At 67.6% G+C, this 18,424-nt stretch carries 17 protein-coding genes; 7 read left to right on the top strand and 10 right to left on the bottom strand.

Translation table 11 applies throughout. The features are described from left to right. Positions 1 to 31 precede the first annotated feature (31 nt). The 3 genes from qcrA to ABD736_RS01015 are packed head-to-tail and all read left to right on the top strand — an operon-like array spanning position 32 to position 3,639. The gene (gene qcrA, locus ABD736_RS01025; RefSeq protein ID WP_344789882.1) at positions 32 to 1,120 is read left to right on the top strand and encodes a cytochrome bc1 complex Rieske iron-sulfur subunit; all 1,089 of its coding nucleotides are present in this window, start codon (positions 32 to 34) and stop codon (positions 1,118 to 1,120) included. After that, on the top strand, positions 1,117 to 2,754 hold the full coding sequence (qcrB, locus tag ABD736_RS01020) for a cytochrome bc1 complex cytochrome b subunit (protein ID WP_344789881.1): 1,638 nt from the start codon (positions 1,117 to 1,119) through the stop codon (positions 2,752 to 2,754). The genes qcrA and qcrB overlap by 4 nt, the downstream gene beginning before the upstream one ends. 27 nt (positions 2,755 to 2,781) lie before the next feature. Continuing rightward, complete coding sequence (locus ABD736_RS01015; protein WP_344789880.1) at positions 2,782 to 3,639, top strand: putative RNA methyltransferase; 858 nt, start codon at positions 2,782 to 2,784, stop codon at positions 3,637 to 3,639. Here the strand turns inward: ABD736_RS01015 and ABD736_RS01010 are convergent. The 6 genes from ABD736_RS01010 to ABD736_RS00985 form a co-directional block, all read right to left on the bottom strand. After that, on the bottom strand, positions 3,636 to 3,989 hold the full coding sequence (locus tag ABD736_RS01010) for an SH3 domain-containing protein (RefSeq protein ID WP_344789879.1): 354 nt from the start codon (positions 3,987 to 3,989) through the stop codon (positions 3,636 to 3,638). The genes ABD736_RS01015 and ABD736_RS01010 overlap by 4 nt on opposite strands. A gap of 188 nt (positions 3,990 to 4,177) precedes the next feature. Further along, complete coding sequence (locus ABD736_RS01005; protein WP_344789878.1) at positions 4,178 to 4,597, bottom strand: cytochrome c oxidase subunit 4; 420 nt, start codon at positions 4,595 to 4,597, stop codon at positions 4,178 to 4,180. After that, positions 4,587 to 6,290: an aa3-type cytochrome oxidase subunit I gene (gene ctaD, locus ABD736_RS01000; RefSeq protein WP_344789877.1), complete on the bottom strand. Its 1,704-nt coding sequence runs from the start codon at positions 6,288 to 6,290 to the stop codon at positions 4,587 to 4,589. Before ctaD ends, ABD736_RS01005 begins: the two co-directional genes overlap by 11 nt. Positions 6,291 to 6,304: 14 nt before the next feature. Further along, positions 6,305 to 7,213 carry an aa3-type cytochrome oxidase subunit II gene (gene ctaC, locus ABD736_RS00995; RefSeq protein ID WP_344789876.1) on the bottom strand — a complete coding sequence of 303 codons (909 nt, stop codon included), beginning with the start codon at positions 7,211 to 7,213 and terminating at the stop codon, positions 6,305 to 6,307. Positions 7,214 to 7,381: 168 nt separating this feature from the next. Further along, positions 7,382 to 7,750 (bottom strand): HesB/IscA family protein, encoded by a 369-nt coding sequence (locus tag ABD736_RS00990; RefSeq protein WP_344789875.1) that lies wholly within the window; start codon positions 7,748 to 7,750, stop codon positions 7,382 to 7,384. Positions 7,751 to 7,808: 58 nt separating this feature from the next. Further along, positions 7,809 to 9,230: a dipeptidase gene (locus tag ABD736_RS00985; protein ID WP_344789874.1), complete on the bottom strand. Its 1,422-nt coding sequence runs from the start codon at positions 9,228 to 9,230 to the stop codon at positions 7,809 to 7,811. Between the two features lie 40 nt (positions 9,231 to 9,270). On the opposite strand from ABD736_RS00985, the gene ABD736_RS00980 reads away from it, so the two are divergent. Genes ABD736_RS00980 through ABD736_RS00965 form a run of 4 tightly spaced genes read left to right on the top strand, consistent with a single transcriptional unit; the run spans position 9,271 to position 11,751 of the window. After that, positions 9,271 to 9,882, top strand: coding sequence for a DUF3043 domain-containing protein (locus ABD736_RS00980; protein WP_344789873.1), 612 nt, complete (start codon positions 9,271 to 9,273; stop codon positions 9,880 to 9,882). Positions 9,883 to 9,898: 16 nt separating this feature from the next. Then, on the top strand, positions 9,899 to 10,858 hold the full coding sequence (locus tag ABD736_RS00975) for an RNase H family protein (RefSeq protein WP_344789872.1): 960 nt from the start codon (positions 9,899 to 9,901) through the stop codon (positions 10,856 to 10,858). 57 nt (positions 10,859 to 10,915) lie between these two features. After that, entirely contained in the window at positions 10,916 to 11,185 is a 270-nt protein-coding gene (locus tag ABD736_RS00970) for a hypothetical protein (RefSeq protein WP_344789871.1), read from the top strand. Further along, complete coding sequence (locus ABD736_RS00965; protein WP_344789870.1) at positions 11,182 to 11,751, top strand: hypothetical protein; 570 nt, start codon at positions 11,182 to 11,184, stop codon at positions 11,749 to 11,751. Before ABD736_RS00970 ends, ABD736_RS00965 begins: the two co-directional genes overlap by 4 nt. 19 nt (positions 11,752 to 11,770) lie before the next feature. Here ABD736_RS00965 and ABD736_RS00960 read toward each other — a convergent pair whose 3' ends face one another. The 4 genes from ABD736_RS00960 to dnaE form a co-directional block, all read right to left on the bottom strand. Next, positions 11,771 to 12,820 (bottom strand): quinone-dependent dihydroorotate dehydrogenase, encoded by a 1,050-nt coding sequence (locus ABD736_RS00960; RefSeq protein ID WP_344789869.1) that lies wholly within the window; start codon positions 12,818 to 12,820, stop codon positions 11,771 to 11,773. A gap of 30 nt (positions 12,821 to 12,850) precedes the next feature. Next, a complete protein-coding gene (nrdR, locus tag ABD736_RS00955) occupies positions 12,851 to 13,312 on the bottom strand; it encodes a transcriptional regulator NrdR (protein WP_344789868.1) in 462 nt (153 codons plus the stop codon). A gap of 10 nt (positions 13,313 to 13,322) precedes the next feature. Beyond that, positions 13,323 to 14,630, bottom strand: a complete 1,308-nt coding sequence (hisD, locus tag ABD736_RS00950; protein ID WP_344789867.1) for a histidinol dehydrogenase — start codon at positions 14,628 to 14,630, stop codon at positions 13,323 to 13,325. Positions 14,631 to 14,761: 131 nt separating this feature from the next. After that, positions 14,762 to 18,295: a DNA polymerase III subunit alpha gene (gene dnaE, locus ABD736_RS00945; RefSeq protein ID WP_344789866.1), complete on the bottom strand. Its 3,534-nt coding sequence runs from the start codon at positions 18,293 to 18,295 to the stop codon at positions 14,762 to 14,764. Between the last annotated feature and the right edge of the window lie 129 nt (positions 18,296 to 18,424).

The following is an 18,424-nucleotide window of genomic DNA, read 5'->3' as shown; positions in this document are numbered from 1 at the left end:
ACGACACAACAGCAGCGCAAGAAGGAGAGCAATGGCACAGGACGATAGCGGGAGCGTCGAGCTCACCGAGACGTCGTCGACGGCCGTCGAACACGCCGTAGAGGCAGAGCGCCTGGGCGACCCCGGCACCGCGATCATCCTCGAGGATGCTCCGGTCAACCCCGGGTTCCCGACCCACCGGCCGCGTCTGACCGACACGCACCCCGAGCAGAGCCGTCGCGCCGAGCGCACGATCTTCACGCTGTTCTACCTGTCGATCGCCGGCAGCGTCTGGGCCATCGCGGCGTACCTCGCCTTCCCGATCGAGTCGGGCGACATGGGCGACATCCGCCTGTCGACGCTCTTCATCGGACTCGGCATGGTGCTCGCCCTGCTCGGCATCGGTATCGGCGCCGTGCACTGGGGCAAGCAGCTCATGGTCGACCACGAGGGCATCGACATCCGCCACCCCGTGCGCGGTACCGATGACACCCGCGAGCGCGCCATCGAGATCTTCGAAGAGGCCAACGAGGAATCCGGCTTCGGCCGCCGCACCCTGATCCGCAACTCGCTGATCGGCGCGCTGATCGCCTTCCCGCTTCCCGCTGTCGTGCTGTTCCGCGGCCTCGCGCCCCAGAACCAGGACCCGGTCAAGGACCTGAAGCACACGATGTGGGCCAAGGGCGTCCGCCTCACGAAGGACCCGACCGGCATCCCGATCAAGGCGTCCGACGTCACCATCGGCTCGGTCTTCCACGTGATCCCCGAGGGTCTGAACGACAAAGAGGACATGCTGAACCAGAAGGCCATGGCGGCCGTTCTGCTCATGCGCCTCAAGCCGGAAGAGCTGCACGTCTCGCCCGAGCGCAAGGACTGGAACTACCACGGCATCGTGGCCTACTCCAAGATCTGCACCCACGTCGGCTGCCCCGTCGCCCTGTATGAGCAGCAGACCCACCACCTGCTGTGCCCGTGCCACCAGTCGCAGTTCGACATCACGCACGAGGCGCGCGTCATCTTCGGCCCGGCCGGCCGCCCGCTGCCGCAGCTGCCCATCACCGTGGACGACGAGGGCTACCTCGTCGCGCGCAGCGACTTCCACGAACCCGTCGGCCCGAGCTTCTGGGAGCGCAACTCATGAGTACCGAAACCCCTCGCATCAAGCGCGACGGCTTCTTCGGCGCCACCGCCAACTACCTCGACGAGCGCACCAGCATCTCGGCCGTCGTCAAGGAGTTCGGCCGCAAGATCTTCCCCGACCACTGGTCGTTCCTGCTCGGTGAGGTCGCGCTCTACAGCTTCATCGTCATCCTGATCACGGGCGTCTTCCTGACGTTCTTCTTCCAGGCGTCGATGGCCGAGGTCGTCTACAACGGCCCGTGGGTTCCCCTCAAGGGCATCACGATGTCGAGCGCGCTCGACTCGACGCTGCACCTCAGCTTCGAGGTGCGCGGCGGTCTGCTGATGCGCCAGGTGCACCACTGGGCGGCGCTGCTGTTCGTGGCATCCATCGGCCTTCACATGCTGCGCATCTTCTTCACCGGCGCGTTCCGCAAGCCGCGCGAGATCAACTGGGTCATCGGCTTCACGCTCTTCGTGCTCGCCATGGCCGAGGGCTTCACCGGCTACTCGCTGCCTGACGACCTGCTCTCCGGAAACGGTCTGCGCATCATCTCGGGCATGATCGAGGGCATCCCGCTCGTCGGCACCTGGATCAACTTCCTGCTATTCGGCGGCATGTACCCCGGCACCGCGATCGTCGGCCGTCTCTACACGCTGCACATCCTGCTGCTGCCGGCCCTGGTCGTCGCGTTCATCGCGATCCACCTCGTGTTCGTCGTCGTGCACAAGCACACGCAGTTCGCGGGCCCCGGCCGCACGCAGAACAACGTGGTCGGCTACCCGATCCTCCCCGTCTACGCGGCGAAGGCCGGCGGCTTCTTCTTCATCGTGTTCGGCGTGATCGTGCTGATCGCCTCGCTGTTCACGATCAACCCGGTGTGGGAGTACGGCCCCTACGACCCGTCCCCGATCTCCGCCGGTACCCAGCCCGACTGGTACATCGGCTGGGCGGACGGCATGCTGCGCCTGATCCCGCCGCACCTCGAGACCTACTGGTTCAACCGCACCTGGTCGTGGTTCATCATCATCCCGATCGCGATCCTGGGGCTGTTCATCGTGATCGTCGCGATCTACCCCTTCATCGAGGCGTGGGTCACGGGCGACAAGCGCGAGCACCACATCCTCGACCGTCCGCGCAACGCGGCCACCCGCACCGCGATCGGCGCCGCCGGCGTGACGTTCTACGCCGCCATGTGGGCCGCCGCCTCCGGTGACCTCATCGCGACGCACTTCAAGCTGACGATCGAAGGCGTGACGCACACGATCCAGATCATGCTGATCCTGGGCCCGATCCTCGCCTACTTCGTCACGAAGCGCGTCTGCCTCGCGCTGCAGAAGAAGGACCGCTCGCTCGCGCTGCACGGCTACGAGTCCGGCCGCATCGTGCGCCTGCCCGGTGGCGAGTTCATCGAGGTTCACCAGCCGGTCGACGAGTACCAGCGCTGGCACCTGGTCAGCCACGAGAGCTACGCGCCGCTCGTCGTGCGCCCCGACTCCCGCGGTCGCATCACGCAGTCCATGCGCTTCCGCGCAGCGATGTCACGCTGGTTCTTCCAGGACCGCCTGACCCCGCTCACGCAGGCCGAGATCGAGGCGGCCGCCCACCACGGGCACGGCGCCGACGTCCCCGAGCTCGAGGGCGCCTCGCACTAGCGCTCACGCGCCGCGTTCGGGCATCGCATGTCTGTGCAGACTCTTGCTGCATGGCTGCGGTGCCCGAACTGCTTTAAGGACTTGGAGGCGATGCCGGATGCCGCGCCTCCGGTGCTGGGCTGCGAATCGGGCCACCGCTTCGACGTCAACAAGCGCGGCTACGTCAGCCTGCTGCCGTCGCGCACGCGGGTCGTCGGCGACAGCGCCGAGATGCTCGACGAGCGGGCCGCGCTGCTCGCCTCAGGCGCCTACGACCCGATCCGGGAGGCTCTGATCGCCGCTGTGCGCCCCGCTGAGCCGCGAACCGTGCTCGACTCCGGCACGGGCACCGGCTGGTATCTGCACGGCCTCCTTGACGCGCTCGAGGCCGCCGGCGCCCCGGCGCGGGGCCTCGCCAGCGACCTCTCCCCCGCCGCCGTCCAGCGTGCCGTGCGCGAGCGAGCCGACGTCGAGGGTCTCGTCGCCGACGTGCACGCGCCGCTTCCCATTCGAGATGCAATGGCGGATGCCTGCACCGTCGTCTTCGCGCCCAGGAATCCCCCGGAGTTCGCCAGGGTCCTCAGGCCGGGCGTCGTGCTCGTGATCGTCGTGCCGAGAGCCGACCATCTCGCCGAGCTGCGAGCGGTCAGCGGCATGCTGGACGTGCCTGAGGGCAAGGCCGGCTCGGTCGAGGCATCCCTCGCACCCTGGTTCTCAGCCGCCTCTGCGCAGCACGTGACGTACGCGCTCGAGCTCACCGCAGACCGCGCCCGGCAACTGCAAGGCATGGGCCCCTCGGCTCACCACCTGGGTCGCTCCCCCGCCGACGTGAGCTCCGCGATCGGCCGTGCCCTTCCCGAGGCCGCGACGGTCTCGGTCGACGTCCTCGCCTTCACGCGTCGCTAGGCATCGCCGGCGCTGATCGCTCCTAGCGCCCGATTCGGCACCCAGCCCTCCGTGCCGTCAGTTGCCCGGCACCATGACCAGCCGCTCTCGGCATCATCGCTCACGACGTCCACAACGGTTCCCGCCGCCACGGTGAGCTCGGTGGTGTCGTAGGCGGTGACGACGGTGGCCCGATCGCCGTCGATGGAGAGATGGCGCGCCGGAACCCAGCCGGTCCCCGCGTCGGCCGTGACGAACACGAAGGCCGGCCACTCGGTGTCACGCGTGCCGACACCGACGGCCTGGCCTGGATTCACCACGAGGGGCGCCCGCGTAGGCGCCTCGTGGCTCTGGATGACCACGCGCCGCACACGGACCATTGTGACACCGCGAGCGGCGAGTGCGCGGGCGGCATAACGCACGATTCGGCACATGCTTCCATGCCACTTGTGTGCCAAATCGCGCGAATTGTGCCGAATCGTTCGTGGCGCCACGGCTCACACACGAAAGCGCCCCTTCCGCCGAAGCGGAAGGGGCGCTCTTGTGAAGCCGCGAGTGACTAGCGGGCGAAGTTGCCGCGGTAGTACTCGAAGACCCAGCCGGCCAGCGCGACCAGCAGCAGCGGGACGCCGATGAACGAGACCCAGAAGCCGACGGCGAGGCCGAGGGCCATGACCGCGATGGCGCCGCCGAGGAAGAAGGGCCACCAACTCCAGGGGCTGAAGTGACCGATCTCGGGGTCGGCGTCGTCGATGTTGGCGTCGAGGCGGTCTTCGGGCAGCGGGCCGCCGAAGCCCTTGGCCGTGCGGCCGAGGAAGAACGCCAGGAAGACGCCCAGGATCGCAGACAGCGTCAGCGCGACGAGCCCGACCCACTCGAGGTGGCCGTCGTAGTAGATCCACGACCAGACCGCGTAGGTGCCGGCCATGATCGCGAAGAAGACCGCGAGGATCCAGAAGATGACCGAATTAGACCGCACTGGGGTTGCTCACCTTCTCGCCGACAGTGGCGTTGCCTGCAGGGTCGATGATTCCCGACACCTCGGGGTGGTTGAGGTCGAACGCCGGCGACTCGGAACGGATGCGCGGGATCGACGTGAAGTTGTGCCGCGGGGGCGGGCAGCTGGTCGCCCACTCGAGCGAGCGGCCGTAGCCCCACGGGTCGTTCACCGTCACGCGCGGCGCGTTGCGGGCCGTGACGTACACGTTCAGCAGGAACGGGATCATCGAGACCGCGATCGTCATGGCACCGATCGTCGACAGCTGGTTCATCCAGGTGTAGCCGTCAGCCGCCGAGTACGTGTAGTAGCGGCGCGGGAAGCCGACGACGCCGAGCCAGTGCTGGATCAGGAACGTCGTGTGGAAGCCGATGAACAGCAGCCAGAAGTGCCACACGCCGAGCTTCTCGTTCAGCATCTTGCCGGTCCACTTGGGCCACCAGAAGTAGAAGCCCGAGAACATCGCGAACACGACCGTTCCGAACACCACGTAGTGGAAGTGCGCCACGACGAAGTACGAGTCAGAGACGTGGAAGTCGAGCGGCGGCGACGCGAGGATGACACCGGTCAGACCACCGAAGGTGAACGTGACCAGGAAGCCGATCGCGAACAGCATCGGCGACTCGAAGGTCAGCGAACCCCGCCACATCGTGCCGACCCAGTTGAAGATCTTCACACCGGTCGGGACCGCGATGAGCATCGTCATCAGCGAGAAGAACGGCAGCAGCACCGCGCCGGTGACGTACATGTGGTGGGCCCACACCGACACCGACAGCGCCGCGATCGAGATCGTCGCGTAGATCAGGGTCTTGTAGCCGAAGATCGGCTTCCGGCTGAACACCGGGAACACCTCGGAGACGATGCCGAAGAACGGCAGCGCGATGATGTAGACCTCGGGGTGCCCGAAGAACCAGAAGAGGTGCTGCCAGAGCAGCGCTCCGCCGTTCTGCGGGTCGAAGATGTGCGCGCCGAAGACGCGGTCGGCGCCTGCACCGAAGATCGCCGCGGCAAGCACCGGGAAGGCGAGCAGCACGAGGATCGAGGTGACCAGCGTGTTCCAGGTGAAGATCGGCAGACGGAACATGGTCATACCGGGGGCGCGCAGCGTGATGATCGTCGTGATGAAGTTCACCGCGCCGAGGATCGTGCCGAAGCCCGAGATGCCGAGGCCGAAGAACCAGAGGTTTCCGCCGTCACCGGGCGAGAACGTCGAGTTCGCGAGCGGCTGGTAGGCGAACCATCCGAAGCTGGCCGCACCCTGCGGGGTGAGGAAGCCCAGGACCGCGATCGCGGAGCCGAAGTTGTACAGCCAGTACGCGAGCGCGTTGAGGCGCGGGAACGCGACGTCAGGGGCGCCGATCTGCAGCGGCATCAGCGCGTTGGCGAAGCCGGCGAACAGCGGCGTCGCGAACATCAGCAGCATGATCGTGCCGTGCATCGTGAACAGCTGGTTGTACTGCTCACGGGTGGGCACGACGTCGAGGCCGGGCGCGAAGAGCTGGGCGCGGATGATCAGCGCCATCACGCCGCCGATGCAGAAGTACACGAACGACGTGATCAGGTACATGTACGCGATCGTCTTGTGATCGGTCGACGTGATCCAGTTGACGAGGATGTTGCCCTTACGGTCGAACTTGTTCTTCGTGTAGGGCAGCGCGGCAGTTGATGAAGTCATGGTCCTAATTCGCCTCAGTCCGTGCCATTGCTGGTGAAGTCAGAGTCCGACCCGTTACCGGGGAGATTCTGATTGCGGTTCTGCTCATCGCCGAGCGAGCCGACGTTGCCTTCGGCCTTCAGCTTGTCGATGTGAGCCTGGTAGTCGGCCTGCGAGACGACCTTCACGCGGAAGAGCATCGCCGAGTGGTACTCACCGCACAGCTCGGCACAGTCGCCCTTGTACGTGCCGATGCGAGTCGGCGTGACGTACATGTGGTTGATGTGGCCGGGGATGACGTCCTTCTTGTAGAGGAACGCCGGCACCCAGAACGAGTGGATGACGTCACGCGACTTGAGCGTGATGTCGATCTTCTCGTTCACGGGCAGGTACAGGGTCGGCAGCTCGGACTCGACCACGTTGCCGTGGGTCGGGCCCTGCGCGGCGTTGGAAGCCGGCTGAGCCTGGATGCCCGGGTCGAAGACGTTGTCGCTCGTGTAGTCCCAGTCCCACGCCCACTGCTTGCCGTAGACGGTGATCTTGACGTCAGGGTTCGCGTACGGCTTCTCGATCGCGGCCTGGTCCTTCGCGGTGAAGGCGAAGAAGCCGATGATCAGGATGAACGGGACGATCGTGTAGAAGATCTCGATCGGCATGTTGTAGCGCAGCTGCACAGGAAGGCCGGTCTGGCCCTTGCGGCGGCGATAGACGATCGTGACCCAGATGATCAGGCCCCACACGATGATGCCGACGATCAGCAGAACGATCCAGCTGGTCACCCAGAGGCCCGCGACCCGGCTCGTCATCGTGGTGACGTTCTTCTCGCCCTCCACGAAGCCGGGAAGGTAGCCGTGCAGCTGATCCTGGGAACAGCCGGCGAGTACCAGAGCTAGCGACGCTGCGATCGGGATCGCGGCCCATCGGAGACGACGAGTGTGACGCACCGGTGACCTTTCGTGTGGAACGTTGGGGGACCTTCGCTTAGCCTAGCGCGATCCCGAACTCTCGCTGATGTGATAGGGCGGCCGTGGCGTGCCGCCCACATCCCGAGAAACGGGCTCAGGCCGCCCGAAAAGGCGGCCTGAGCATGGTTTTTATGTTGCGACGAACAACTAGTGGAAAGAGTCGCCGCAGGCGCAGGAACCCTGCGCGTTGGGGTTGTCGATCGTGAAGCCCTGCTTCTGGATCGTGTCCTCGAAGTCGATGGTCGCGCCGTCGAGGTAGGGCTGGCTCATCTTGTCGACGATGACCTCGACGCCGTCGCCGAACTCCACCACGCCGTCGCCGTCGAGCATGCGCTCGTCGAAGTACAGCTGGTAGATGAGGCCGGAGCAGCCGCCCGGCTGCACGGCGAGGCGCAGACGCAGGTCGTCACGGCCTTCCTGCACCAGCAGGCTCTTCACCTTCTCGGCTGCGGCGTCGCTCAGGAGCACGCCGTGCGCCTTCTCTTCGACCTGTGGGGCCACTGCGGTGTCGGTCATACCGAACTCCTTCCGGATAAGTCTGTGGTCAGTGTAAGCAGGCTTGCGCCAAGAACGCTTACTTCGATCCGGCGTTGAGCCGGGCAAGCAGCAGCGCCTCCGTCAGGATCGCCCGCTTGAACACGCCGAGGTGCAGCGACTCGTTCGGGCTATGCGCGCGCGTGTCAGGGTCTTCGACCCCCGTCACGAGGATCTGCGCGTCGGGGAACACGCGCACCAGGTCGGCGATGAACGGGATGGAGCCGCCGATCCCCGCCTCGACGGGAGCCTTGCCCCAGGCATCCATCATCGCCTGCTTCGCCGCCCGGGCGGCCCAGCCGCGCGTGTCGACGAGGAACGGGTCGCCCGTCTCGACGTCGCTGAACTCGAGCTTCGCACCGAACGGCGCGTTGGCCTTGAGGTGCCTGACCAGCGCGTCGCGAGCGTCGGCGGATGCCTGACCGGGCGCGACCCGCATGCTGATGCGCACCGTCGCCTGCGGCACGAGCGTGTTGGACGCGTTCGCGATCGACGGCGCGTCGATGCCGGTCACGGTGATCGAGGGCTGGAACCACAGCCTGCTGAGGACGCTGCCGGTGCCGATCGGGCTGACTCCGTCGATGAGAGCCGCGGATGCCTTCAGCTCGTCCTCGTCGAAGGCGGGGGTCTGTGCGTCGTGACTCGTGAGGCCGGCGACCGCGACCGAGCCGTTCTCGTCCCACAGGGTCGACAGCAGCTTGATCGTCGCGAGCATCGCGTCGGGCGCCGCGCCGCCCCACATGCCCGAGTGCGACGCGTGCTTGAGCGTCGAGACCGTCAGGTTGAAGGCGCACGCGCCGCGCAGCGCGACGGTGAGGTTCGGGGTCTCGATGTCCCAGTTGTCGCTGTCGGCGACGACGATGACGTCGGCGGCGAGGGCGTCGCGGTTGTCTTCGAGGAAGTTCACGAACGAGTGGGAGCCGTGCTCCTCCTCCCCCTCGATGAAGACCGCGAGGCCGACCTCGAGCTCCTCCCCCGCGGCCGCGGCCGTCTCAGCCAGCGCTCGGATCGCGGCGACGTGCGAGACGACTCCCGCCTTGTCGTCTGCGGCGCCGCGGCCGTAGAGCCGGTCGCCGACGACGGTCGGCTCGAAGGGCTTGGTCTGCCAGTTCGCCTCGTCGCCGGGCGGCTGCACGTCGTGGTGGGCGTAGAGCAGGATCGTGGGCTTGCCGTTCCGCGCGGCGCGGGTTGCAAGCACCGCCGGGTGGCCGAGCTCGCCCTCGGGGAATCCCGCCTTCTGCGCCCGCTTGATCTCGACAGTGTCGAAGACCCCGGTGCCGCGCAGCAGCTCGGCGACCGCATCGGCGCTCTGCGCGACGAACGTCGGGTCGAAGGCCGGCCAGGAGACGGAGGGGATACGCACAAGGCCTCCGAGATCCGCGACGGCGGCGGGAAAGCCCCCCGCGACTGCCTCGGCGATGGTCTGATCCGGTGAGGTGGCTGAAGGGGCGGCATCCGTCATGCGGCTAAGCTTAATCAGATAGGAAATCGCGAGGATCGCCGTGTTCAACCGCTCGAAAACTGAAGCTCCGTCCGCCCCCGCAAGCGACGCCAACGAGGCCGCGCGCCAGCAGGCGGAAGAGATCGCCAGCGGCAAGGGCCGTGCAACCCCCAGCCGCAAGGAGCGCGAGGCAGCGAACCGCCGCCCGCTCGTCCCCGCCGATCGCAAGGCGGCCCGCGTCGCCGACCGCGACCGCCTGCGCACCGAGCGCGAGCGGCAGCAGGCGGGCCTCGCCGCCGGCGACGAGCGCTACCTCCCCGCCCGCGACAAGGGCCCGCAGAAGAAGTTCGCTCGTGACTTCGTCGATGCTCGCTGGAGCGTCGGCGAGTTCCTCGTGCCGATCGTCGTCGTGCTGCTGCTCGTCACGTTCCTGCCCTTCCCGAGCGACATCAAGAACCAGGTCTCGTCATACGTGCTGATCGTGGTGTGGGGCTTCTTCCTGCTCACGGTCATCGACTGCCTCGTGATGGGCGCCATGATGGCCCGTCGTCTGCGCGCGAAGTTCGGTGCGGCTGAGCGCGGAGTGAAGTGGTACGCGTCCATGCGCGCGATCCAGCTGCGCCCGCTGCGCATGCCGAAGCCGCAGGTCAAGCGCGGCCAGCTGCCCTCGTGACCCGGCTCGCCTGACTGTGACGATCATCGCCGCAGCCGACGGCTCTGCCCTCGGCAACCCCGGCCCAGCGGGCTGGGCCTGGTATGTCGATGATGCCCGCTGGGCCGCCGGCGGCTGGCCGCACGGCACCAACAACATGGGCGAGCTGATGGCCGTCGTCGACCTGCTCGAGCAGACCGAGGCCGCCGGGCTCGCCGGCGAGCCGCTCAAGGTGCTGTGCGACAGCCAGTACGTCATCAACACCGTCACCAAGTGGATCCCCGGCTGGAAGCGCAAAGGGTGGCGCAAGGCCGACGGCAAGCCGGTTATGAACGTCGAGCTGGTGAAGCGGCTGGACGAGCTCGTCACCGGACGGCAGGTCGTGTTCGAGTGGGTCAAGGGCCACGCCGGGCACGAGCTCAACGAGGCCGCCGACCTGCGGGCGCGGGCGGTCGCGACCGCCTATCAGCGCGGCAGCGCGCAGATCCCGACGGGGCCCGGGTGGGCAGGGTCTGCGATTTCCGACGCGGATGCCTCGGCCGCGGCATCCCCAGCCTCTGCACTCACTCCCCCAGCGCCCGAGCCCGCGGCAGCCGAGCCTGCTGCGCCCGAGCCTGCGCTGTTCGACGTCGAGCCGCTTGCGAGCGACGCCGCGACCGACGAGGACACCGTCGTGCGCCTCGAGCGGTCGCTGCTCACGGCTGAAGTGCGCGCCGATGCGTCCCGGCTCGCCGAGCTGCTGCACCCCGAGTTCGAAGAGATCGGGGCCTCGGGGCGGCTCTGGGACCGCGACACCACGATCCAGGCGCTCACGTCAGCGCCGGCGCAGGCGGCCGAACTGACGACGGTGCTCGGCGTCTCCCGGGTGGCATCCGACGCCCTGCTGCTGGTCTTCGAGACGTCGGGCCCGCGCGGGCTCGCCCGGCGCTCGTCGCTCTGGGTGCGTACGCCGTCGGGGTGGCGGCTGCGCTTCCATCAGGGAACGCCCGCGGCCTGACCCGAAGGCCGTCAAGATTCTCTTGACGCGCGCTGATCGTCAACCTACGGTTGACGCATGACCTCATCTCGTCTTACGACCGCGGGCGTCGGCACGACGCTGAGCCTGCTCACGGTGCTGCTCTGTGTCGTCGGTGCGCTCGGCGAGCAGCTCGGCTTCTCATACTTCGTGCGCGGTCTGCTGATGGGCGCCCTGATCGTCGCGGTGCTCGCCGTCGCCACGCTTCTCGGTGTCCTGGTGCGCCGTGACGCCGCCGAACGCGATCGCACCCGCCTCGAAAGCATCGACCCACTGGGCGATCTGCCTCGCGAGGACACCGACCGATGAGCGGCTCGCGTGTCAGCGAGGCGGACGCCGCCGCGATTCGCGACGCGGTCGCGGCTGCCGTGATGGAGCTGCCCGACGGCCTTCGCGATCGCCTCGAGAGCGACCCCGACGGCGCGCTCGAGCTCGTGGACGCCGCGCGCGTGGCGGCAGAAGAAGCCGCGCGGCTGCTCAGGCAGTCGATCGACAGCGCCCGCGCGGCCGGCCACAGCTGGGCCGCCGTCGGCGAGCTGCTCGGCGTCAGCAAACAGGCGGCGCAGCAGCGCTTCGGCTCAGGCGCGGCCCCCGTGTCGACGGGCGAGCGCCGCGTGCTGTCCCCCGTCACCGCATTCGACGAGATGGCGGCACTCGCCGCCGCTGGGCTGCACGGATGGCATTCGGTCGACTACGGCACCCTGCACCACGTGCTCGAGAAGTCGGACGTGCAGTGGGAGCACCGGAAGGTGATCTGGGGCACCGCGACGCGAGCCTCACTCGAGGCCGAGGGGTGGCAGTTGATTCGCCAGAACACCTTCCCCTGGGGCTACTGGGCTCGTCCCACCGGCGTGCCGGCTCAGCCAGAGGGCTGAGCACCGAAGCTGCCCGCCGCTACAGCGCGCGCTGCTTGTGCAGCAGGCGGTCGAGGCCGCGGTTGATCGAGCGCACCCAGAGCGGACCCGAGTAGATGAACTCGCTGTAGCCCTGCACGAGCGTCGCACCGGCGGCAAGACGCTCAGCGACGTCGGCCGCGGTGCGCACTCCCCCGACCGAGATGACGCACAGCGATGCGGGAACGTGCTCTCGAATCAGCTTCAGCACCTCGAGCGAGCGCGGCGCGAGCGGGGCGCCCGAGAGGCCACCCGCTCCGAGCGCGGCGACGGCGGAGGCATCCGTCTTAAGTCCCAGCCCCTCGCGCGCGATGGTCGTGTTCGTCGCGATAATGCCGTCGAGCCCGAGCTCGACCGCCATCTCGGCGATGCGCACGACCTCATCGTCGCTGAGATCCGGGGCGATCTTGACCAGGACGGGAGTGCCGGCCGAGTGCCGCCGCACCGTCTCGAGCAACGGGGCGAGCTTGTCGATCTCTTGCAGGCCGCGCAGGCCAGGCGTGTTGGGCGACGACACGTTGACGGCCAGATAGTCGGCGACGGGTGCGAGAACGGATGCCGACTCGCGATAGTCGTGCAGCGCGTCGTCCACCTCGACGACCCGGCTCTTGCCGATGTTGACGCCGAGCACCGGCCGCGGGCGCAGGCGCTCGAGGTGGCGCAGGCGCGTGGCAGCCTCGGCCGCGCCGTGGTTGTTGAACCCCATGCGGTTGATGAGCGCACGATCGGCGATGAGGCGAAAGAGGCGCGGCTTGGGGTTCCCGGGCTGCGCAATGGCGGTGAGGGTGCCGACCTCAACGTGGCCGAAGCCGAGACCGCCGAGGCCCATGACGATCTTGCCGTCCTTGTCGAAGCCGGCCGCGAGTCCGAACGGCGTCTCGAAGGTGCGGCCGAGGGTGTGCACCGTGATGTCGGTGCGCGGGCGGGTGAAGTCATGCACCAGCCGCGAGAGGCCGAGGGCCTGGATCACCTGGATGAAGACATAAGCGAGATGGTGGGCCCGTTCCGGGTCCATGCGCTTGAAGACGAGGTTGAAGATGATCCGGTACATGCCGTGATCAGAATACTGGGAGCCCGCGGCTCAGTCGGCGGTCCGCGCGTGATCGCGACGCAGCTGGGCGATCGCCGATTCGAAGTCGTCGAGTGAGTCGAAGGCCTGGTAGACGCTCGCGAAGCGCAGGAAGGCGACCTCGTCGAGCTCGCGCAGCTCGGGCAGCACGGCGACCCCGATCTCGTTCGCGTCGATCTGCGAGGCGCCCGTCGCACGGATCGTCTCTTCCACCTTCTGCGCGAGGATCGCGAGATCGGTGTCGGTCACGGGGCGCCCCTGGCACGCCTTGCGCACGCCCGCGATGACCTTCTCGCGGCTGAAGGGCTCGACGACGCCAGAGCGCTTGATGACGTTGAGGCTCGCGGTCTCGATCGTCGAGAAGCGCCGGCCGCATTCCGGGCACTGCCTGCGGCGCCGGATCGAGAGCCCGTCGTCACTCGTGCGTGAGTCGATCACGCGGGAGTCGGGGTGGCGGCAGAACGGGCAGAACATGGCTTAGACCCTAGCCGTCGAAACGCACAGCAACCGCCTCGCCGTGCGCGGGCAGGGCTTCGGCCCCGGCGAAGTCGATGATGCGATCACGAACGGATGCCAGCGCCGGGCGGTCGTACTCAATGATCTGCTGCGGGCGCAGGAACGAGTAGGCGCCGAGGGCGGAGGAGAACCGCGCGGCACCGCCGGTCGGCAGCACGTGGTTGGAGCCGGCCATGTAGTCACCGAGACTCACCGGCGAGTAATTGCCGAGGAAGATCGCGCCGGCGTCGGTGATGTTCGCGAGCGTCGCGCGCGGGTCTGCCGTGTGCAGCTCGAGGTGCTCCGGCCCGTAGGCGTTGCTGATCGCGGCCGCTGCCGCTTCGCCGTCGACGAGCATGATGGCCGACTGCGGACCGGCAAGGGCCGTGGCAGCCCGCTGCGAGTTCGCGGTGGCGGCCACCAGCTTCTCGAGGGCTTCGGCCGTGGCATCCGCCAGCTCAGGCGAATCGGTGACCAACACGCTCGCCGCCGCTTCGTCGTGCTCGGCCTGGCTGAGCAGGTCGGCGGCGACCAGCGTCGGGCTCGCCGTCTCGTCGGCGATGATCAGGATCTCGGTGGTGCCGGCCTCTGCGTCGATGCCGACGACGCCCCGCACGAGGCGTTTGGCCGCCGCGACGTAGATGTTGCCCGGGCCCGTGATGATCTGCACGGGCTCGAGGCCCGCGTCCGGAACGCCGTAGGCCAGCGCCCCGATCGCGCCGGCGCCACCCATGGCCCACACCTCGTCGACGCCGAGCAGCCCGGCCGCCGCGAGGATCGTGGGGTGCGGCAGGCCGCCGAACTCCTTCTGCGCGGGGCTCGCGAGCGGCAGCGAACGCACGCCGGCGACCTGTGCGGGCACGGCGCTCATGATGACGCTGGAGGCCAGCGGGGCCTTGCCGCCCGGGACGTACAGGCCGGCTCGATCGACCGGCTGCCAGCGCTGCGACACCGTCGCGCCGTCGGCGAGCGTAGTGGTCTGTGGCGCGGGAACCTGGGCGGCGCTGCCCTTGCGCACGCGCGCGATCGCCTCGTCGAGCGCGGCGCGCACCTTGGGGTCGAGCCCGTCGACGGCCGCCGCGATCGCGTCGGCAGGCACGCGCAGGGACTGCGGGCGGATGCCGTCGAAGCGCTCGGACTGATCGAGCAGCGCGTCGGAGCCGCGCTCGCGCACGGCCGCGATGAGCTCCCCCGCGGCCTGCGACGCGACCTCGATGTTGACGACGGGGCGGGGCACCAGGGTGCGGAGGTCGGCCGTTGCCAGGTCGATTCCGCGCAGGTCGATCGTGCGCATCATGATGCCGCCAAGCCTACCGGCGCGCGGGCGGCAGGCTTCCGCCCAAGACGCACGCTAGGGAGGGTCTTCTGCCGGAAGAGCCCTCCCGTGCCTCGGCTTTGGGAGCTGTCCGCGGAGGAGGACGCGCCTGCTCACACGAGGCAGGCCGGCCCGAGCAGCCCCTTCAACTCACCGAACAGGTCGGGCGAGACCGAGACCTTGTAGGGCAACTCGAAGACGCGCGCCACTGCCCCACGAGTGAGCCGTAGCCGCACCTCGTTCTCACCGGCGTGGTGAATCAGCATGTTGCCCAGCTCTGTCACGACGTCGACGGTCGCCCGCTGCTCGGGCATCGTGATGACGAGCGGGCCGGCGACGCCGCCCGATTGCTCGAACTGGAGCGTCACGAGGTTGTACGCGTGCAGATTCATGCCGTCGTCGCGCATCGAGACGCGGCCGCGCACCGAGACGATCGAGTCGGCGACAAGCGCCGGTGCAAACTCCTGGTACGCCTTGCCCATGAACATGACCTGGATCTCGCCGCCGAAGTCCTCGACGGTGATGATGCCGTACTGGTTGCCCGACTGCTTCGCGACGCGATGCTGCACGCCGGTCACCAGGCCCGCGATGGTCACCTGGTCGCCGTCCTGCGTGGCATCCGACGTGGTGAGGTCGGTGATCGAGGTCGACGCCTGCTTCGCCAGATCGAGCTCGAGGCCCGCGAGCGGGTGGTCGGAGACGTACAGCCCGAGCATCTCGCGTTCGAAGGCGAGCTTGTCGCGCTTGCTCCACTCCGGCCGCTCCGGCACGACCGAGATCGGGCCGGTGCCGCTGTCTGCCGCGGCGTCCGCCATCAGCAGGTCGAAATCGAAGCCCGCCTGGCCCGTCGCCTCGACGCGCTTCTCGTTCACGACGGATTCGACCGCGCCCTCGTGGATCTCGAGCAGGGCACGGCGGGATGCCCCGAACGAGTCGAACGCTCCCGCCTTGATCAGCGACTCGACCGTCCGCTTGTTCGCGACGTGCAGCGGAACCTTCTTGAGGAAGTCGTGGAACGACTCGAACCGGCCCTTCTCGGTGCGTGCCGCGACGATGCCGTCGACGACGTTCATGCCGACGTTGCGCACGGCGCCGAGGCCGAAGCGGATGTCGGCGCCGACTGCCGCGAAGAATCCGATCGACTCGTTCACGTCGGGCGGCAGCACCTTGATGCCCATGCGGCGGCACTCATTGAGATAGAGCGCCATCTTGTCTTTCGAGTCCCCGACGCTCGTGAGCAGGGCGGCCATGTACTCGGCCGGGTAGTGCGCCTTGAGATAGGCCGTCCAGTAGGAGACGACGCCGTATGCCGCCGAGTGCGCCTTGTTGAAGGCGTAGTCGGAGAACGGCAGCAGGATCTCCCACAGCTTGTCCATCGCGGCCTTCGAGTAGCCGCGCTCCTTCATGCCGGCGTAGAAGCCCTCTTGCTGCTTGTCCAGCTCGGACTTCTTCTTCTTGCCCATGGCGCGGCGCAGGATGTCGGCTTGGCCGAGCGAGAAGCCTGCGACCCGCTGCGCGATGGCCATGACCTGCTCCTGATAGATGATCAGGCCGTAGGTCGTGTCGAGGATGTCCTTCAGCGGCTCTTCCAGCTCGGGGTGGATCGGCGTGACCTCTTGCAGGCCGTTCTTGCGTAGCGCGTAGTTGATGTGCGAGTTCGCGCCCATGGGGCCCGGGCGGTACAGGGCGATGAGCGCCGAGATGTCTTCGAAGTTGTCGGGCTTCATCTGCCGCAGCAGCGCGCGCATCGGCCCGCCGTCGAGCTGGAAGACGCCGAGTGTGTCGCCGCGCGTGAGCAGGTCGTATGCGGCGCGGTCGTCGAGCGCGAGCCCCTCGAGGTCGAGATCTGTGCCGGTATTCGCCTTGATGTTGTCCAGCGCGTCGCTGATGATCGTCAGGTTCCTGAGGCCCAGGAAGTCCATCTTGATCAGGCCGAGGGATTCCGCGGCCGGGTAGTCGAACTGGGTGACGATCTGCCCGTCCTGCTCGCGCTTCATGATCGGGATGATGTCGATGATGGGGTCGCTCGACATGATCACACCCGCGGCGTGCACACCCCACTGGCGCTTGAGGCCCTCGAGTCCGAGCGCGGTGTCGAAGACCGTCTTCGCCTCTGGGTCGTTCTCGACGACGGCGCGGATCTCGCTCGCCTCTTTGTAGCGCGGGCTGTTCTTGTCGAAGATCTGGTACAGCGGGATGTCTTTGCCCATCACCGCCGGAGGCATCGCCTTCGTGAGCTTCTCACCCATCGAGAACGGGAAGCCGAGCACCCGCCCGGCATCCTTGAGGGCTTGCTTCGCCTTGATCGTGCCATACGTGACGATCTGCGCTACGCGCTCCGCGCCGTACTTCTCGGTGACGTACTTCACCGCCTCGAGGCGGCGGCGGTCGTCAAAGTCGACGTCGAAGTCGGGCATCGAGACGCGGTCGGGGTTGAGGAAGCGCTCGAAGATGAGGCCGTGCTCGAGCGGGTCGAGGTCGGTGATACGCATCGCGTATGCGGCCATGGAACCGGCGCCAGAACCGCGGCCGGGCCCCACCCGGATGCCGTTGTTCTTCGACCAGTTGATGAAGTCGGCGACCACGAGGAAGTAGCCGGGGAAGCCCATCTGCGTGATGATGCCGATCTCGTAGTCCGCCTGCTTGCGCACCTTGTCCGGGATGCCGCCCGGGTAGCGCTTCTCGAGGCCGGCGTTGACCTCTTTCACGAACCAGCTGTCTTCGGTCTCGCCCTCAGGAACGGGGAACTTCGGCATGTACTTGCCGGTGGACATCTCGAACTCGACGTTGCAGCGCTCGGCGATCGCGAGGGTGTTGTCGCATGCCTCGGGGTGGTCGCGGAACAGCTGCCGCATCTGCTCAGGCGACTTCAGATAGAACTCGTCGGCGTCGAACTTGAAGCGGTTGGGGTCGTTGAGCGTCGAACCGGACTGCACGCACAGCAGCGCGGCGTGACTGGTGTGGTCTTCGGCGTGCGTGTAGTGCAAGTCGTTGGTGGCGACGAGCGGCAACCCGAGGTCTTTCGCGAGCTTGATCAGATCGCCCATGACGCGCCGCTCGATGCCGAGGCCGTGGTCCATGATCTCGGCATAGAAGTTCTCTTTGCCGAAGATGTCGCGGAACTCGGCAGCGGCCGCGACCGCCTCTTTGTACTGGCCCAGCCGCAACCGGGTTTGCACCTCGCCCGACGGGCAGCCGGTCGTCGCGATGATGCCCTTCGCATAGGTGTTCAGCAGCTCGCGGTCCATGCGGGGCTTGAAGTAGTAGCCCTCGATGGAGGCCAGCGACGAGAGCCGGAAGAGGTTGTGCATGCCCTCTGTCGTCTCGGCGAACATCGTCATGTGCGTGTAGGCGCCAGAGCCCGACACATCGTCGCCGCCGCCGTCGCCCCAGCGCACACGGGTCTTGTCGGTGCGGTGGGTACCGGGCGTCAGGTACGCCTCGACGCCGATGATCGGCTTGATGCCCTTGCCCGTCGCCTGCTTCCAGAAGTCGAAGGCGCCGAACATGTTGCCGTGGTCGGTGACCGCCACCGCGGGCATCTTCTGCTCGACCGCGGCGTCGAGCAGCTCGCCGACACGGGCGGCGCCGTCGAGCATCGAGTACTCGCTGTGCACGTGCAGATGAACGAACGAGTCGGAAGCCATGTCATCGATTCTGCAATACGCCGCCGACATCGCAGGGCGTCACACGCGCCCACGCTGCGACACGCGTCAAGCGCTGGTTGAGGGTTCACGCGAGAAGTGCCGCGATGTCGTCGCCAGTGCCACGTGACG

This window comes from Gryllotalpicola daejeonensis (genome assembly GCF_039538145.1).
GTDB classification, from domain to species: Bacteria; Actinomycetota; Actinomycetes; order Actinomycetales; family Microbacteriaceae; genus Gryllotalpicola; species Gryllotalpicola daejeonensis.
This window is presented reverse-complemented; position numbering and strand designations above follow the sequence as displayed.

What these genes read in the sequence shown, in the direction of transcription:
- nrdR (WP_344789868.1), bottom strand. Translation starts at nt 13,312, where the DNA reads ATGTTCTGCCCGTTCTGCCGCCACCCCGACTCCCGCGTGATCGACTCA.
- ABD736_RS00965 (WP_344789870.1), top strand. Translation starts at nt 11,182, where the DNA reads ATGAGCGGCTCGCGTGTCAGCGAGGCGGACGCCGCCGCGATTCGCGAC.
- ABD736_RS01015 (WP_344789880.1), top strand. Translation starts at nt 2,782, where the DNA reads ATGTCTGTGCAGACTCTTGCTGCATGGCTGCGGTGCCCGAACTGCTTT.
- ABD736_RS00970 (WP_344789871.1), top strand. Translation starts at nt 10,916, where the DNA reads ATGACCTCATCTCGTCTTACGACCGCGGGCGTCGGCACGACGCTGAGC.
- ABD736_RS00990 (WP_344789875.1), bottom strand. Translation starts at nt 7,750, where the DNA reads ATGACCGACACCGCAGTGGCCCCACAGGTCGAAGAGAAGGCGCACGGC.
- ABD736_RS00985 (WP_344789874.1), bottom strand. Translation starts at nt 9,230, where the DNA reads ATGACGGATGCCGCCCCTTCAGCCACCTCACCGGATCAGACCATCGCC.
- dnaE (WP_344789866.1), bottom strand. Translation starts at nt 18,295, where the DNA reads ATGGCTTCCGACTCGTTCGTTCATCTGCACGTGCACAGCGAGTACTCG.
- qcrA (WP_344789882.1), top strand. Translation starts at nt 32, where the DNA reads ATGGCACAGGACGATAGCGGGAGCGTCGAGCTCACCGAGACGTCGTCG.
- ABD736_RS00960 (WP_344789869.1), bottom strand. Translation starts at nt 12,820, where the DNA reads ATGTACCGGATCATCTTCAACCTCGTCTTCAAGCGCATGGACCCGGAA.
- qcrB (WP_344789881.1), top strand. Translation starts at nt 1,117, where the DNA reads ATGAGTACCGAAACCCCTCGCATCAAGCGCGACGGCTTCTTCGGCGCC.
- ctaD (WP_344789877.1), bottom strand. Translation starts at nt 6,290, where the DNA reads ATGACTTCATCAACTGCCGCGCTGCCCTACACGAAGAACAAGTTCGAC.
- hisD (WP_344789867.1), bottom strand. Translation starts at nt 14,630, where the DNA reads ATGATGCGCACGATCGACCTGCGCGGAATCGACCTGGCAACGGCCGAC.